The sequence below is a fragment of the Taklimakanibacter deserti genome (genome assembly GCA_003574785.1).
Map to the genome: position 1 here is coordinate 55,223 of QORU01000003.1, position 15,618 is coordinate 70,840.

16 protein-coding genes are annotated in these 15,618 nt (G+C 62.8%); 7 read left to right on the forward strand and 9 right to left on the reverse strand.

Going from position 1 to position 15,618, the window contains the following annotated elements; translation table 11 throughout:
• Window positions 1-12: 12 nt before the first annotated feature.
• A complete protein-coding gene (gene glmM, locus DS839_RS06335; RefSeq protein ID WP_119269465.1) occupies window positions 13-1,359 on the forward strand; it encodes a phosphoglucosamine mutase in 1,347 nt (448 codons plus the stop codon).
• A 3-nt stretch (window positions 1,360-1,362) separates the two neighbouring features.
• Here the strand turns inward: glmM and DS839_RS06340 are convergent, their stop codons facing one another.
• The gene (locus tag DS839_RS06340) at window positions 1,363-2,289 is read right to left on the reverse strand and encodes a DMT family transporter (RefSeq protein WP_162918335.1); all 927 of its coding nucleotides are present in this window, start codon (window positions 2,287-2,289) and stop codon (window positions 1,363-1,365) included.
• Between the two features lie 203 nt (window positions 2,290-2,492).
• Here DS839_RS06340 and DS839_RS06345 point away from each other — a divergent pair, with 203 nt between their 5' ends.
• Complete coding sequence (locus DS839_RS06345) at window positions 2,493-3,062, forward strand: outer membrane protein (RefSeq protein WP_119269467.1); 570 nt, start codon at window positions 2,493-2,495, stop codon at window positions 3,060-3,062.
• A gap of 68 nt (window positions 3,063-3,130) precedes the next feature.
• Here the strand turns inward: DS839_RS06345 and DS839_RS06350 are convergent, their stop codons facing one another.
• The 7 genes from DS839_RS06350 to DS839_RS06380 are packed head-to-tail and all read right to left on the reverse strand — an operon-like array spanning window position 3,131 to window position 9,080.
• On the reverse strand, window positions 3,131-4,378 hold the full coding sequence (locus DS839_RS06350) for an FAD-dependent oxidoreductase (protein WP_368911372.1): 1,248 nt from the start codon (window positions 4,376-4,378) through the stop codon (window positions 3,131-3,133).
• Window positions 4,379-4,391: 13 nt separating this feature from the next.
• Window positions 4,392-4,766 carry a RidA family protein gene (locus tag DS839_RS06355; protein WP_119269469.1) on the reverse strand — a complete coding sequence of 125 codons (375 nt, stop codon included), beginning with the start codon at window positions 4,764-4,766 and terminating at the stop codon, window positions 4,392-4,394.
• A 31-nt stretch (window positions 4,767-4,797) separates the two neighbouring features.
• On the reverse strand, window positions 4,798-5,946 hold the full coding sequence (locus DS839_RS06360; protein WP_119269470.1) for a mandelate racemase/muconate lactonizing enzyme family protein: 1,149 nt from the start codon (window positions 5,944-5,946) through the stop codon (window positions 4,798-4,800).
• Window positions 5,943-6,734, reverse strand: a complete 792-nt coding sequence (locus tag DS839_RS06365; RefSeq protein ID WP_119269471.1) for an amino acid ABC transporter ATP-binding protein — start codon at window positions 6,732-6,734, stop codon at window positions 5,943-5,945. Before DS839_RS06365 ends, DS839_RS06360 begins: the two co-directional genes overlap by 4 nt.
• A gap of 58 nt (window positions 6,735-6,792) precedes the next feature.
• Entirely contained in the window at window positions 6,793-7,707 is a 915-nt protein-coding gene (locus tag DS839_RS06370; protein WP_119269472.1) for an ABC transporter substrate-binding protein, read from the reverse strand.
• Between the two features lie 27 nt (window positions 7,708-7,734).
• Window positions 7,735-8,394, reverse strand: coding sequence for an amino acid ABC transporter permease (locus DS839_RS06375; RefSeq protein ID WP_119269473.1), 660 nt, complete (start codon window positions 8,392-8,394; stop codon window positions 7,735-7,737).
• A 5-nt stretch (window positions 8,395-8,399) separates the two neighbouring features.
• Complete coding sequence (locus tag DS839_RS06380) at window positions 8,400-9,080, reverse strand: amino acid ABC transporter permease (protein ID WP_119269474.1); 681 nt, start codon at window positions 9,078-9,080, stop codon at window positions 8,400-8,402.
• Between the two features lie 176 nt (window positions 9,081-9,256).
• Between DS839_RS06380 and DS839_RS06385 the strand changes: the two genes are divergently transcribed.
• The 3 genes from DS839_RS06385 to serA all read left to right on the forward strand — a co-directional run bounded on the left by DS839_RS06385 (window position 9,257) and on the right by serA (window position 13,098).
• Window positions 9,257-10,063, forward strand: coding sequence for a FadR/GntR family transcriptional regulator (locus tag DS839_RS06385; RefSeq protein ID WP_162918337.1), 807 nt, complete (start codon window positions 9,257-9,259; stop codon window positions 10,061-10,063).
• A gap of 109 nt (window positions 10,064-10,172) precedes the next feature.
• Entirely contained in the window at window positions 10,173-11,300 is a 1,128-nt protein-coding gene (locus tag DS839_RS06390) for a phosphoserine transaminase (protein ID WP_119269476.1), read from the forward strand.
• 211 nt (window positions 11,301-11,511) lie between these two features.
• The gene (serA, locus tag DS839_RS06395) at window positions 11,512-13,098 is read left to right on the forward strand and encodes a phosphoglycerate dehydrogenase (RefSeq protein WP_368911265.1); all 1,587 of its coding nucleotides are present in this window, start codon (window positions 11,512-11,514) and stop codon (window positions 13,096-13,098) included.
• Between the two features lie 107 nt (window positions 13,099-13,205).
• Here serA and DS839_RS06400 read toward each other — a convergent pair whose 3' ends face one another.
• The gene (locus tag DS839_RS06400; RefSeq protein ID WP_119269478.1) at window positions 13,206-13,499 is read right to left on the reverse strand and encodes a hypothetical protein; all 294 of its coding nucleotides are present in this window, start codon (window positions 13,497-13,499) and stop codon (window positions 13,206-13,208) included.
• Window positions 13,500-13,869: 370 nt separating this feature from the next.
• Between DS839_RS06400 and DS839_RS36320 the strand changes: the two genes are divergently transcribed.
• On the forward strand, window positions 13,870-14,097 hold the full coding sequence (locus DS839_RS36320) for a hypothetical protein (protein ID WP_162918338.1): 228 nt from the start codon (window positions 13,870-13,872) through the stop codon (window positions 14,095-14,097).
• 402 nt (window positions 14,098-14,499) lie between these two features.
• The gene (locus tag DS839_RS06410) at window positions 14,500-15,606 is read left to right on the forward strand and encodes a helix-turn-helix transcriptional regulator (RefSeq protein WP_119269480.1); all 1,107 of its coding nucleotides are present in this window, start codon (window positions 14,500-14,502) and stop codon (window positions 15,604-15,606) included.
• Window positions 15,607-15,618: the final 12 nt, after the last annotated feature.

Below are 15,618 nucleotides of genomic sequence, written 5' to 3' on the forward strand. Positions count from 1 at the left end.
AAGAGGGTAACCATGTCGCGTAAGTATTTCGGAACCGATGGCGTGCGCGGTGTCGCCAACCGTGCGCCGATGTCGCCCGATATGGTGATGAAGATCGGCCTCGCCGCCGGCAGCCTCTATTCCAAGGGCAATCACCGCCACCGCGCCGTGATCGGCAAGGACACCAGGCTTTCGGGCTACATGATCGAGCAGGCGCTGACCGCGGGCCTCCTGTCCGCCGGCGTCGATGTGTTCCTCTTCGGCCCCTTGCCGACGCCCGCCGTCGCCATGCTGACCAGGTCGCTGCGCGCCGATCTCGGCGTCATGATCTCCGCCTCGCACAATCCCTATCACGACAACGGCATCAAGCTCTTCGGACCCGACGGCTACAAGCTCTCCGACGAGCAGGAGCTGGCGATCGAAAAGCTGATCGACACGGCCGACGGCGCGAGCCTTGCCGCGGCACAGGACAAGCTCGGCCGCGCCAAGCGCATCGAGGATGCGCAGGCACGCTATATCGAATTCGCCAAGCGAACCTTTCCCAAGAAATTGCGGCTCGAGGGCCTGCGCGTCGTCATCGACACCGCCAATGGCGGCGCCTACAAGGTCGCCTCAGCGGCGCTGTGGGAGCTCGGCGCCGAGATCATCGCCATCGGCAATGATCCCAACGGTTTCAACATCAATGAGAAATGCGGCTCGACGGCGCCGGAAGCGATGAGCGCCAAGGTCGTCGAGACGCGCGCCGATATCGGCATTGCGCTCGACGGCGACGCCGACCGCGTGGTCATCGCCGATGAGCACGGCACGCTCGTCGACGGCGACCAGCTGATGGCGTTGATCGCCACCTCCTGGCATCGCCAGGAACGGCTTTCGGGCGGCGGGCTCGTCGCCACGATCATGTCAAATCTCGGCCTCGAACGTCACCTCAATGACCAGAAGCTCACGCTGGCGCGCACCAAGGTGGGCGACCGCTATGTGGTCGAGCATATGCGCCAGCACGGCTTCAATATCGGCGGCGAGCAGTCGGGCCATATCGTGATGTCGGATTTCGCCACGACCGGCGATGGCCTCATCGCGGCGCTGCAGGTGCTGGCGGAAGTGGTGCGCACGGGCAAGCCGGTGAGCCAGGTATGCCACGTCTTCGAGCCGGTGCCGCAAGTGCTCAAGAATGTGCGCTATGGCGAAGGCAAGCCGCTCGAAGCCAAGATCGTGAAGGAAGCGATCGCCGATGCGACCTCGAAGCTCGGCAGCTCGGGCCGCCTGGTGATCCGCCCGTCCGGCACCGAGCCCCTGATCCGCGTCATGGCGGAAGGCGACGATGCCGGCCTCGTCAGCAAGATCGTCGATGAGATCTGCACGGTGATCGGCAAAGCCGCCTAACTCTCAGGACGAGGACTTTTCTTCGACAGGCACCGCGGCTTTCCGGCTGCGCATGCGGCTCGCGGCGATGCCGGCGAGGATGAGGAGTAGGCCGAAGCCGACACTGGCGGTCAAGGTCTCGCCCAAGACCACGGCGCCGAGGCCCAGCGCATAGACCGGCACCAGATAGTTGGAATAGGCGACGAAGCTGACGCCGGCCGAGCGCACGATGGCATAGACCAGCAAGGTGGCGGTCGCCGTCGGCACGATGCCGAGGCCGAGGACGCAGAGATAAGCGAGTGGCGTCGCGTGCGAGAGGCCGTGCGGCGCGTAGAGGACGGCGAAGATCAATCCCATGAGGCCGCCGGTGAGGCAGACGGCGGCCGCCTGTTCCAGCGGGCCCTGAAACGGGATGCGGCGGGCGAGAAGGCTGTGCACGGCATAGCAGATGCAGGCGATGAGAATGGCGAGCTCGCCGACCAGCGCCATGCCCTGGCCTTCGAAGCGCAGAAGCTTCTCCGGGCCGAGCACGATCATGAGACCGATGAAGCCGGTGACGAAGCCCAGGCTCTTCATGCGGGTCAGCTTCTCATCGGGCAGGAAAATATGAGCGAGCACGATGACGAAAAGCGGAATGGATCCCATGAGCACGCCGGAGAGACCGGAAGAGATGAACTGGGTGCCCCAGGAAATGAGAAAGAAGGGGATGGCGTGACCGATCAGGCCAAGACCGGCAAACCATGTCCATAAGCGCTTGTTCCGCGGCCATTGCCGCCGGGTCAGCGTCACGATGACAGCAAGGAACACGCCGCCAACCAGGAGACGCAGCGCCATAACCCAGGCCGGATCGATCGACGCTACGGCAATTTTCGTCATGGCGAAGGACGAACCCCACGTCACCACGAGTGCTGCGAGCGTGATCCAGTCTCTTGTCGTAGCGGCGGGTGTCATGATGCCGCAGTCCAATAAGGGACAGTCAGTACACGGTCAATGACGTGTCCTGTTCAGACACAGGAAAGCGTGATGTTTTTACAACAGTTCTGAACTGCCTTTTTGCTGCCCGATTGGGGCCCGGCTCCTGTCACAGCCCGCTCCTAACTAGGAACCATCACGAGGGACGTGAATTACCGGGGAACCGGGAGAGGAGAATATCAATGAAGTGTTTGAAGCTCGCTTTGCTTGCTACCGCGATGACCGCAGGACTCGCCGTCGCAGCGCAGGCCGCCGATCCGAACGTGCCGGAGCCGGAACCGACCCCGACTCCCGAGCAGTATCAGGCGATGGGCTTTTATCTGCGCGGCGATCTCGGCTGGTCGTTCCTGGACTGGGGCGACAAAGACAACGCCTTCGCCGTCGGCGGCGGTGTCGGCTATCAGTTCAACGATTATCTGCGCTCGGATCTGCGCGTCGACTGGTCGGGCAACTATGATGTCGGCGATGACGCCAATGCCAGCCTGACGACCGTCCTCGGCAACATCTACTTCGACTGGAAGAACGATTCGATCTTCACGCCCTATATCGGCGCCGGCGCCGGTTACGGCTGGGTCGATGCCGATCACGGCCTGAGCGACGACGGCTTCGCCTATGCCTTGATGGCGGGTGCGTCGATCGACCTGTCGGAGAGCATCGCGCTCGACGTCGGCTATCGCTATCGCGAATTGATGATCAGCGGCGAGGATCCCGCCGATCACTCCGGTCTCGCCGGTATCCGCTTCAAGTTTTGAGGCGCGATCGAGAGATCTCGCTTGAAGAACTATGGCGGCGGTGGCGAAATCCACCGCCGCTTTGCATTTCACCAGAAGCTTCGGGCGAGGCGGAAGGGCGAGCCGTCCGCGGGCTCGCGCCCCATGATGATGGCGGTCATCAGGCGCGCCGAGCCGCAGGCCAGCGTCCAGCCCAGCGCGCCATGACCGCTATTGACATAGAGCCCTGAGATCTGGATGGCATCGATGATCGGCAGCCCATCCGGCGTCATCGGCCGCAAGCCCGCCCAGGGCGACAGATCGTCCGGCATCGTCATGCCGGGAAACAGCGCCGTCACGGCCCGCTTCAGATTGTCAATGCGCTGCGGCCGGATCGCGCCGTCATAGCCGGCGAATTCAACCGTTCCGGCGATCCTCAAGCGATCGCCCAGAGGCGTCACGCCAATATGCGCCAGATCATCGACGATCGGCCGGCGGGGCAGGAAGCCGATATCGCTCTTGCTGAGCGAGATCGAATAACCCTTGACCGGCATGATCGGCACACGGATGCCGAGAGGCCCGAGCAGCGCAGGCGTGCGCGGGCCGGCGCAAATCACGACATAACGCGCTTTCATCAAGGTCTCGGCCGTGCGCAGGCCGGAAATCTTCCCGTTTTCGACGACAAGGCTCGCGAGCCTCGTGCCAAAGTGGCAGGCGACATCGAGCTTGCGGCTGGCCTCCTCGACAGCGCGTGAGAAGCGCCAGGCGTCGCCCCAGGCATCATTGGGCAGGAGCAGGCCGCCACACAGGCTGGATGCGATGGGAGCGAGGCTCGGCTCCATCGCCACCGTCGTGTCGGCGTCGAGCGTCCTGGTCTCGATGGCGAGGCCCTGCAGCAACTCGACATAGCGATCACGAGCGGCGAGGCCCGCCTCATCCCTGTAGATCGCGAGCAGCCCGCCACGACCCAAGGGGAAGTCGATCATGCGCTGGGCGATGAGGCCGTCGAGCTCCTCCAGGCTCTCGCGCGCGAAATGCGTCAAGGTCTTCGATAATCGCAGATGCGCTGCCGGCCGGCAGTTCGCGGCAAATTTCAAACCCCACAGGCCGAGCCGCGGTATCGCTTCCGGCCGCATCAGCAGCGGCGCGTCCTCGCGGCCGATCCAGCGCAGCAGCAGCTTCAGAGCGGCGGGCGAGGACCACGGCATCGCCGTCGACGGCGTCACCAAACCGCCATTGGCGAAGCTCGTGCTCAATCCGGCCCCCTGCTGCTCGTCGATGACGGCGACCGAGAGGCCCTCGCGGGCGAGGTAGAGCGCCGTCGTCATGCCGACGACGCCCGCCCCGACGACGATCACGTCGTGCAAGAGTTTACCCGCCGATGTGAGCGTAGGCGACGATCTCGATCCGGGCATCGGGCACCATCAGGCCTGCCACCACGGTCGCGCGATTGGGAAAGGGCTGCTTGAAGAAGGTCCGATAGACCTCGTTCATCCCGGCGAAGTCGTTCTTGTCGGGCAAATAGATGAGGACCTGCGTGACATCATCCATGGTGCCGCCGGCGGCCTCGACGGTGCGCTTCAGGTTTTGAAGCGTCAGCTGCGCTTGCGCCTTGATGTCGCCGGTCTCGATGCTGCCGTCCTCGCGGATCGGGATATGGGCGGTATAGAGGACGTTGCCGCCCTTCGTCGCCCATTCGATCGGCGCCTTGTCGCTCGGCAAATGGGTTTTTACGACTTTTCGCATCGTTTTCTCCTGTCTTGCTAGGTTGGGAAGCTTAGTTGGCGCCGGCCCAGGGCAGGAACTGCCCATCTTTCTCGAAAGCGCGGTGATAGAAATCGAGCTTGTCCTGGTCGATCGCGATGCCGAGACCCGGTGCCTCGGAGGCTTGCCAGGATGGACCCGAGGCGATCGGCAAAGGCGCCGTCACGATGTCATCGGCAAGCACGGAAGCGGTCTGCTGATGCCCGCCGATGCCGTTGCCGATGGTGAGGAGTGCCTGCTGATGGGCCGCCGCCGCTATGCCGAATTCGCCATGCGTATGCTTGCAGACGGTGATGCCGGCAAGGCCCGCAGTGCGGCTCAAGGTGATGAAGGCTCTGAGCGAGCCGACCCAATAGCTGGAGAAGCACAGGACGTCGGCTGCCGCATGATGGATGACTTCCATCACATTGTTCTCGCCGTCGAGGCCTTCATTGGCGCAAAGCGGCAGGGGCAGCTTGCGCTTGAAATCAGCCATGAGACGGATCGGATGCGCTTTGACCGGGGCTTCGATGAAGTCGAGGTCGAATTCGGCATCCCAGCGGGTGAGGAGCTTCGCCGCCTGGGGCTGTGTCCAGGCCTCATTGGCGTCGATCCTGAGCCTCGAGCGCGGGCCGATCGCACGCCGCACGGCGCGCAACATGCGCTCATCGTCCTGAGGCTCGAGGCCTACCTTGAGATAGAAATGCGCATAGCCCTGTGCCAGCGCCGCCGCGCATTGGCGCGCGAGGTCCGTCTCGTCGGCGCGCTGCAGATAGCAGAAATAGGTGACCGGCTCCGTGCTCGCGAGGCCGCCGAGGAGACGCCATAGCGGCGTGCCGAGGGCGCGAGCGGAAATATCGAGCATCGCCATGTCGAGCCCGGCATAGGCGAAATTGCCGGTATGCAGGCGATAGTCCCAGAGGCCGGTCTGAAACACCGCCTTGCGGATCAGCTCGCCATTGCGCGGATCCTTGCCGATGACGAGCGGCAGCATGGCGCGTGCCGCCGCGGCGACCGAGGCGGTATCGGCACCGCTGCAGCATTCGCCCCAGCCGACGAGACCGTCATCGGTCTCCATCCTGACGACGACGTCGCTGACACCCTGCCGGGCCACGCGCGCGCTCATCTCGACATGGGTGTAGGGGATGGAAACGGGAAGGAGGTCGACTTTGGCGATTTTCATGGCGTGGTCTCGGGCCTTGCCGGCCCGTCATTCGAGAGCGTGCGCAGGAACTGGCGCATGCGGTCGGTCGGGTTGTCGAAGAGCACGTCGCGCGGCTTGCCGTCGGCGGCGATGCGGCCGTGATCCATGAACAGGATCCGATCGGCGACGTCGGCGGCGAACCTCACCTCATGCGTGACGATCAGCATCGTCATGCCGTCGGCGGCGAGGCTGCGCATGACATTGAGGACCTCGCCCACGAGCTCGGGGTCGAGAGCCGAGGTCGGCTCGTCGAAGAGAATGAGCTTGGGCTGCATGGCGAGGACGCGGGCGATGGCGACACGCTGCTGCTGGCCGCCCGAGAGGGCGTCGGGCATCGAGTCGGCCTTGGCGGCGAGGCCTACGCGCGTAAGCATCTGGCGGGCGAGCGTTTCGGCCTCGGCGCGCGGCAGCTTGCGCACCAGGCGCGGCGCCAAAGCGACATTATTAAGCGCGCTCAGATGCGAGAACAGATTGAAGCGCTGGAACACGAAGCCGATATCGGCGCGCTCCTTGGCGAGCGCCCGGTCGCTTTCATAGCGCTCGCGCCCGCCGGCGAGTTTCGCGCCGAAACGCCTGCCGTCGATCTCGATGCTGCCGCCCGTCGGGCGATCGAGGAAGTTGATGCAGCGAAGCATCGTGGTCTTGCCGGAGCCCGACGGCCCCAGGATGGCGATCTTCTGGCCGCGCTCGACCTCGAAGGTCACGCGGTCCAGCACCGTCACCGGCCCGAAGCTCTTGCAGAGATCTGTCACGCGCAGAATAGGCATCCGCTTGCTCGTTTGAGAGCGGGCGTCCGGCCAGCGGACGCCCGCCCGTCATCCTTCCTTATTTCGCAAAGCAGGAGTCTGCCGCCACCGGCGCCTTCCAGCCTTCCGGCCGGTCGACGCCGACACGGTAATTGTCGGCCGGCGGATCGAACCAGGCCTTGTCGCCGAGACCATAGGCGGCCATGGACTTCACATTGGCGCAGCTCGCCCAGATCTTGCCGATCTCCACATTGATCGCGTCCGCCAAAGCCTTGCGGGTCGTCGGCGTCGCGAAGATCGAATAATATTTCTTCGACATGATCGGATATTTCTCGGGCTCGGGCTGCACCGCCACCTGGTGAATGTTCCATTCCGGATGCTGCTTGATGGCATATTCGACGAGGGCCGGATCGAGGATGCCGATATCGAGGCGGCCGGCGACGATGTCGCGCATCACCGCATCCTGCGTGTCATAGAGCTTCACCTCGCCGATGCCCTCGACCGCCTTGAGCTCGGGGACGAGGGTGAAGCCAGACACGGTGCCGACGACCCGGCCTTTCATGTCGGCGAAGGTGTTCCAGTTCGTGTCCTTCTTCTGGATCAGCAGCGTGCCGAAATAATAGACGGGATCGGACAGCAGCATCACTTTCGAGCGCTCTTCCGTCCAGCCGACCGAGCCGATCAGGGCATCGACCTGGCCCTGCTTCGTCGCCTGGATGAGAGCGTTCCATTCCATCGATTTCATCTCGATCTCGAGGCCGAGATTCTTGGCGATCTCGACGGCGAGGTCGCCGTCGGTGCCGATGAGCTTGCCGTCCTTGGTGCCGGTCATCGGCATGTCGCCCAGCATGCCGATGGTGAGCTTGCCGGGAGCGAGGGTTTCAATGTTGTCGGCGAAGGCGGAGTTTGCGGCCAGCGCGCCGAAAGCGAGGCCGGCGCATAGCAGCGCCATGCGGCGGGACAGAGGCGATGAGGCACTTTTTACTCTCGACATGGTTTCCTCCTGGGTTGAACGCTCTTTTCAAGCTTTTGCGGTTTTGTGCTCGGCATAGCGGACCGCCATCGACAGCGGATAGCTCATGACGAAATAGATGAGGGCGACGAGGATATAGATCGGCATCGGCATGAAGCTCGATGAGGAGAGGTCCTTCGCCCGCAGCATGAGCTCGGGTGCGGCGATGATCGATGCGATCGATGTGTCCTTGAGAAGGCCGACCAGATAATTGCCGATGGGCGGCAGGCTCACCCTGAAGGCCTGTGGCGCCGTGACATGGACAAGACCCTGGACCGGCGTCAGGCCCAAGGCCTTGAAGGCTTCCTTCTCGCCGCGGTCGACGGCGCCGAGGCCCGCGCGATAGACCTCGGCAAGCTGCACGCCGCCTTGTACGCCGAAAGCGATGATGGCGCAGGCATTGGAGCTCCAGCGCAGATCGGGAACTAGCGTCGGCAGGCCGAAATAGAGGAGAAACAAGAGGACAAGGACCGGCAGGCCGCGCACGACCTCGATGACGGAGGCGGTGAAATAGCGCAGCGCAGGATTGTCGGCAACGCGCATGGCGCAAATGGGGATGCCGAGAACGGCCGCGACGAGGAAGGAGAGGAGCGTCAGCCTGAGGGTCTGCAAGGCCGCCGCGGCCAGTTCCGGCGACCATTGCTCGAGATATGTCCAGTATTCCCCCATCGCTCTCAGGCCCGGACGGTCTTGGCGGAATGAAGATGGCGGTGGAGCCAGTTGGCGAAGACACCGAGAGGAATGGAGACGCAGAGATAGATGACGGCGACCAGCAAATAGATCTGCATCGACAGATAGGTCTCGGCGATGAGGATCCTGGCGCGGAACATGATCTCAGGCGCGGCAACGACCGAAGCGAGCGATGTATCCTTGAGGAGCTGGACGCCATAGCTGCAGAAAGGCGGCAGCATCAGCCGGAAGGCCTGAGGCACCAGGATGTGGGTGAAGATCTGGACCGGCGTCAGGCCGAGCGACAGGCCGGCCTGGCGCTGCCCGTCGGGGATGGCGGTGAGCCCGGCGCGAAAGATCTCGGCGACATAGGCAGCACCATTGAGGCCGAGCCCCAGGACGGCGGCGAGGAAGCCCGGAACGTCGATGCCATATTGGGAGAGGCCGAAATAGATGATGAAGAGCTGGGTCAAAGCAGGGGTGCCCCGGATCAGCTCGATGTACCAGTTGCAGGCGAGCGAGACCGGCCGGAGCTTCGACATCTTGCCGATGGCGAGCAGGAGGCCGCCCGCCATGGCAATGACGAAGCTGAAAACCGCGACCCCGATGGTGATGCGAAAGCCATCGAGCAGGATCGGAAGGAAGCGGGGCAGCTCCCGCCCCAGAATTTCCCAGAACCCGCCCATGCCCCCGATTGTCCTCCTTGGCTTTTCTACACATACAAGAATATAATATGAGTAGAGAGTCAAGGCATGAACCCGCGAGTCGCCGCTGGCGATGCCGCGAAGGGTGCTATGGGGTTGAATATTTCGAACAACGAACGGTCGAGACGATCCTCAAGTCCCGTTCAGGAAAGCAATCGATGACAAGACAGGCCGTCCGTCCTTCGCTTTTTGCTCATGCGCTCGAGAAGCTGGGCAGCGATATCGTGCAAGGCAAGTTCGCCGCCACCGGATCGCTGCCGCGCGAGCATGATCTCTGCGCCTATCTGGGTGTCAGCCGCAGCGTCATGCGCGAAGTGACACGCGTGCTCGCCCAGAAGGGCATGCTTCAAGCGCTGCCGAAGGTCGGCATCAAGGTGCGCCCCGAGGCCGAGTGGAATCTGATGGATATCGACGTGCTGAACTGGCTGTGGCGGCACGGAAGACGGGCCCAGTATGTCAAGGACTTCCTCGAGTTCCGGCTGGCTTTCGAGCCGATCGCTTCCTATCAGGCAGCACTCAGGGCGACGCCGGAGCAGCGCAAGGCCATTCTCGATCTGTGCGACAAGGTCATCGCGGCCAATGAAACCTTGAGCAAGGGCGGCGACATCATGCAGGCCATCGCCTGCGATCTCGATTTCCACAGCGCGATTTTCAAGGCCTCCGGCAACCGGCTCCTCACCCATCTCGGCGGGATGATCTCGGAGATCATGGCGCGCCAGGTGATCGAGACCACGGCCGAGCCCGGCTCCTTCGCCCATGGCCTGCCGCTTCACCAAAGCGTCGCCCGCGCCATCGATGCCGGCGATGCCGTCGCCGCGCATCATTATTCGCAGCTTCTGGTGCGCATGCCCTACGAAGATTATCTGAGCAAGCACATCCATGACGAGCCGCCGCTCGGCACTTTCGGCGTGAAGGCGCCGGAATTTCCAGTGACGGCCTATGCGCCCGCCGGAAAGGATGGATGAGCAGGCGACGCAGAATAGGCTGTTGACGAAATCCCCCGTCTCGGGCATGAGCGTCGCCGGGACACCTCTCCCCACCGAGAGGCGGCCCATCTGAAAGGATGGAGCAGACATGACGACCTCAGACAAACCGGCCGTGCGGCCGGCCAATCCGCACTTCTCTTCCGGCCCGTGCGCCAAGATCCCGGGCTGGTCACCTGATCTCCTCTCCCAAGCGCTCACCGGACGTTCGCATCGCTCGAGCGAAGGCAAGGCGCGCCTCAAACAGGCGATCACGCTGACACGCGCGATCCTGGAAGTGCCCGACAGCCATCTGATCGGCATCGTGCCGGCGTCCGACACGGGCGCCGTGGAGATGGCGCTGTGGTCGCTGCTCGGCGCCCGTCCCGTCGATCTCCTCGCCTGGGAAAGTTTTGGCGAAGGCTGGGTCAGCGACGTCGTCAAGCAGTTGAAGCTCAAGGATGCACGCATCCTGAAAGCGCCCTATGGCGAGCTTCCCGATCTCACAAACGTCGATTTCAGCCACGACGTCGTCTTCACCTGGAACGGCACCACCTCGGGCGTGCGCGTGCCCGATGCCCAATGGATCGCGGCCGACCGCCAGGGCCTCACCATTTGCGATGCAACGTCTGCCGCTTTCGCGCAGGCCCTCGATCTCACCAAGCTCGATGTCACGACCTTCTCCTGGCAGAAGGTCTTGGGCGGGGAGGGGGCGCATGGCGTCATCATCCTCTCGCCGCGGGCCGTGGAACGGCTCGAGTCCCATGTGCCCGCCTGGCCGTTGCCGAAGATCTTCCGCATGACGCAAGGCGGCAAGCTCAATCAAGGCATTTTCACCGGCGAGACCATCAACACGCCCTCGATGCTCGCCGTCGAGGACTATCTGGTGGCGCTCAACTGGGCGCAGGGCATCGGCGGCCTCAAGATGTTGCGCCAACGCGCCGATGCCAATGCCCAGGTGATCGACAAATGGGTCGCCGAACGGCCCTTCGCGCATCATCTGGCGAAGGAGAAGAAGACACGCTCCAACACCTCGGTGTGCCTCACCCTCGATGGCGGCGATCAGGTGCCGAAGACGATGGTGAAGCTGCTCGAAGCCGAGCGCGCCGCCTTCGACATCGGCGCCTATCGCGACGCGCCGCCGGGGCTTCGCATCTGGTGCGGCGCCACCGTCGAAACCTCGGATGTCGAGGCGCTGATGCCGTGGCTCGACTGGGCCTATGGCCAGGCCACGCGTTGAACCCGATCGTGAGGAGTTTTGGCCGACTCATATCCCTCACCCTGAGGTGCCCGCCGAAGGCGGGCCTCGAAGGGTGGCCAGCGGCAAGACCTTTGTACCTGGATCATGCTTCGAGGCTCGCTTCGCTCGCACCTCAGCATGAGGGTGGTTTTGTTGGCGCTGCCTTCTTACGTCGTCACACTCTAGCTGAATAAAATTTCCGGAGTTCATCATGAAACCCCGTGTACTCGTTTCCGATAAATTGTCCGAAGCCTCTGTCCAGATCTTCCGCGACCGCGGCATCGATGTCGACTATCAGCCCGATCTCGGCAAGGACAAGGATGCGCTCTTGACGGCCATCCCGGCCTATGACGGTCTCGCCATCCGCTCGGCGACGAAGGTGTCGCCGAAGCTGATCGCCGCGGCGGGCAAGCTCAAAGTGATCGGCCGCGCCGGCATCGGCGTCGACAATGTCGATATTCCCGCGGCGACCCAGCGCGGCATCATCGTGATGAACACGCCTTTCGGCAACGCCATCACCACCGCCGAGCACGCGATCTCGCTGATGATGGCGCTCGCCCGCCAGATCCCCGAAGCCAACACCTCGACCCATGCCGGCAAATGGGAGAAGAACCGCTTCATGGGCGTCGAGCTCTTCAACAAGACGCTGGGCGTCATCGGCTGCGGCAATATCGGCGCCATCGTCGCCGACCGCGCACTGGGTCTCAAGATGAAGGTGATCGCCTTCGATCCCTTCCTGTCGCCGGAACGGGCGATCGCCATCGGGGTCGAGAAGGTCGAGCTCGAGGACGTCCTCAAGCGCTCGGATTTCATCACCTTGCACACGCCCCTGACCGAGAAGACGCGCGGCCTCATCGACAGGGCGGCGATCGGCAAGATGAAGAAGGGGGTGCGGATCATCAATTGCGCGCGGGGCGGACTCGTCGTCGAGGATGCGCTCTATGAGGCGCTCAAATCCGGCCATGTCGCAGGTGCTGCCCTCGATGTGTTCGAGACCGAGCCCGCACAAGAGCATAAGCTCTTCGGGCTCGAGAATGTCGTGGCGACACCGCATCTCGGCGCAGCGACGGCGGAAGCGCAGGAGAATGTCGCGATCCAGATCGCCGAGCAGATGGCGGATTACCTGATCACCGGGGCGGTCTCCAACGCCCTCAACATGCCCTCGATCTCGGCCGACGAGGCGCCGCGGCTCAGGCCCTTCATCGCGGTCGCCGAACGGCTCGGCTCCTTTGCCGGCCAGCTCACCGACGAGCCGATCACCGGCATCGTCATCGAATATGCGGGCGAGGTCGGCGACATGAATACGCGCGCCCTCACCTCCGCCGCTCTCGCGGGCGTGCTCAAGCCGATGCTGGGCGACGTCAACATGGTGTCGGCGCCGGTGGTGGCGAAGGAGCGCGGCATCAAGGTCGACGAGGTGCGCCAGACGCAGCGCGGGGCCTATGAGACCTATATCCGCCTCACCATCAGGACGGAGAAGATGGAGCGCTCGGTCGCGGGAACGGTGTTTTCCGACGGCAAGCCGCGCATCATCCAGATCAAGGGCATCGAGCTCGAATCGGAATTCGGCCCGCATATGCTCTATGTGACCAACATGGACAAGCCGGGCTTCATCGGAGCGCTCGGCATGCTGCTCGGCAATGCCGGGGTCAATATCGCGACCTTCCATCTGGGCCGCATGGCGCAGGGCCAGGACGCCATCTGCCTGGTCCAGATCGACGAGCCGGTGCCCGATGCGGTGCTTCAGGCGGTGGAGAAGCTGCCGCAGGTCAAGCAGGCGAAAAGGCTGGCGTTTTAGTCTTTCTTGTCCTTCGCGGAGGGCACGGTCAATCTATCGATGAGCGGATGTTTCCGCTCATCGCGTTTCCTCTTGGGACAGAAGAGTCGTGGTCTTGCGCTCTTTTGCTATGGAGTTGAGATCGTGTAGTTTTGCAGATCTGGGTGATCGCACGTCAACATCCTGGGCGGTTTATTATTGTCTGTCCAGCTAAGGCACCAGTTGCCCCGAGTGCGTATTCGGACCTCATGTCCGGAGATCAAGGCATTTTTGAGCGCCTCGTTGAGGGTCGTGATATTTCTTTCCAAGCACGCCATGCGCTCGTCCGGCTTCATTTCTCCACATTTTTCCAGCTCTGCCCCGATAGCGGTGGCAGTGGTGAACAGGAGTCCACTCGTCGCGAAAATGAACAGCATTTTCATGGAAGATTCCCTTTCGTGGTTTCAATGCAACACTGACGGCTTTGATCTGCCAAGCCACTCCAGGCTACATGATGATTTTACGCTAGGCCATTCGAACCCGGGCGAAACCCCCATTTAGGGGGTATTTCCTGGACTTTTCGCGATAGCCAATGGAAGGTTCATCTACGCAACAAGCTAGGCTGAACATGCCGAGCGAGAAAAGCTCCGAGCGGCAACGGGCGAACGGGGATGCGAGCTTGGATCTGGATCTCGATGCTGTCCTGAGGCGCCAGTTGCCCCTCATCACTGCAGAGTATTTCGCTTGGCCTTGGCTTTAGTCGGCGGCGGCTCGAGGGCGTAGCTTTGCGCGGCTTTCGCTGAAGCCGGATGGATGAGCTCCGCAGAGCTCGTGCCCGGCAAGGAGGGCCACGTCATAGAGCTTATCGAGGCCGCTGGTGAATTCGATCGAGTGGGCGACCTTGCCCGATTTGAGGTCATAGAGCAGGATCCCGGCGCTCGGCGCCACGCCCTTGGCGGCAGGCGCTCCGCCAGCGGCAGGCCATCGATCGAGGCCGGACGCGGGTTCGACACGCCGATTGCCGCGACGAAGCCCGTGTGATGAGAGACCTGTGGCAGGAGGAAGGGCCGCGGTGATCCGTCCTTGCCCGGGCGTTGACCAGGGCAAAGCGCCAGATCTGGTGCAAGGTGGCGAAGGAAAGGCCGCGACCGTCGCAAGCGAGGCCATCCCCCGGCCCGGAATAATTTATCCGGTTTATAAGAGTGGGCCTGCTCAAAATAGCGGCAAATCTGTCACATTTCAGCAACTTAAAAGAACGAATGACTATTTACTAAGCGTAAGATAGCATGGTTCTCGACCTCGAGGGAGCGGCGCCGTGAGGGAACAATCACACGCATTATTGCGGGAATCACTCTGTGATGCAGTCACTGCACCCCAGAGTTGGGTCGCTGTTTGTGACGGGGTGGCTGACGCGGCCGGTCCGAAAGTGAATGAGCGCATCGGATGAGGATCAAGGAGAGCCAATTCGACCGCGCTGCCGAGCTTTTCTTCCAAGCGGCCGCGCTACCCGAGCAATGGCCGGGTGCGCTCGAGTTCCTTGGAAACAGCCTTGGTGCGGTGGGTGTTGAAATGCTCCCGGTGCACACCGGTTCCCTGGTCTGCTCCCCTGCAATGGACGAAGTAGTGCAGGATTTTGTCGCCAGTCGTTGGTTTCCAGATAATCCCTTTATGCGGCGTGGTCTCGAGCTCACGCGAGCCGGACGGCAAGGCTTGATTTCTTCCGCTGAGATGCTGACGCCTGAGGAGATGGTGCGTGATCCGTTTGTCAACGAGTGGCGAAGGAAGTTCCGCCTTGGACCTCAAGCCGGCATGGTGCTCGTCAACCAGCCGCCGGACCTTATCATGCCGATCGTGTTTGAACAGCGTCTGAGCGACGAGCCTTATGAGCGAGCTGAGCTCACCAAGATGAACGGACTCCTCGCCCTGCTAAAACCGGCAGTTAACCTCGCTTTGAAAGTCGGGTTCTCAGCGTCGCGAAGAATGGCCGACAGTGTCGGTCAGCCAGGTCGGGAAATCATTCTGTTCAGCAGATCGGGGCGCGTCCTTCATGCGCCGGCTGCGCTGGAGGAGCGCTTCGGCGATGCCCTATATCTGCGTGCTGGAACCCTCGGCGCGTGGAATCACGACGCCAATGAACGCCTATCGTCGGCAGTCAAGCGCGCCACAGGCACCGCTCCACCAGGAGAGCGCGTCGCTCGATCTTTCGCCCTGCCGCGCAAGCATGGCGGCCGGCCGCTCATCGGTCAGGTTGTCCCTCTTACGGGCGCCGCGCACGATGTGTTCATGCTCGCCCGAGCCGTCCTCATCATCACCGATCCGCTGGCCAACCAGGACAGGACCTCGACACCAGTTCGTGAATTATACGGCCTCACGCCAGCCGAAGCGCGACTGGCATCGAGGGTTGGCGCGGGCGAGCAACTGGCGGACATCGCGGCTGCCGAGAACATCACGATCGAAACGGCGCGATCGCGGCTGAAGCTCGTCCTTGCCAAGACCGGTACTCATCGTCAGACGGAGCTAGCGCTTCTTATCTCCTCGTTCGGGCGCTGAGGGGAAGGCGTG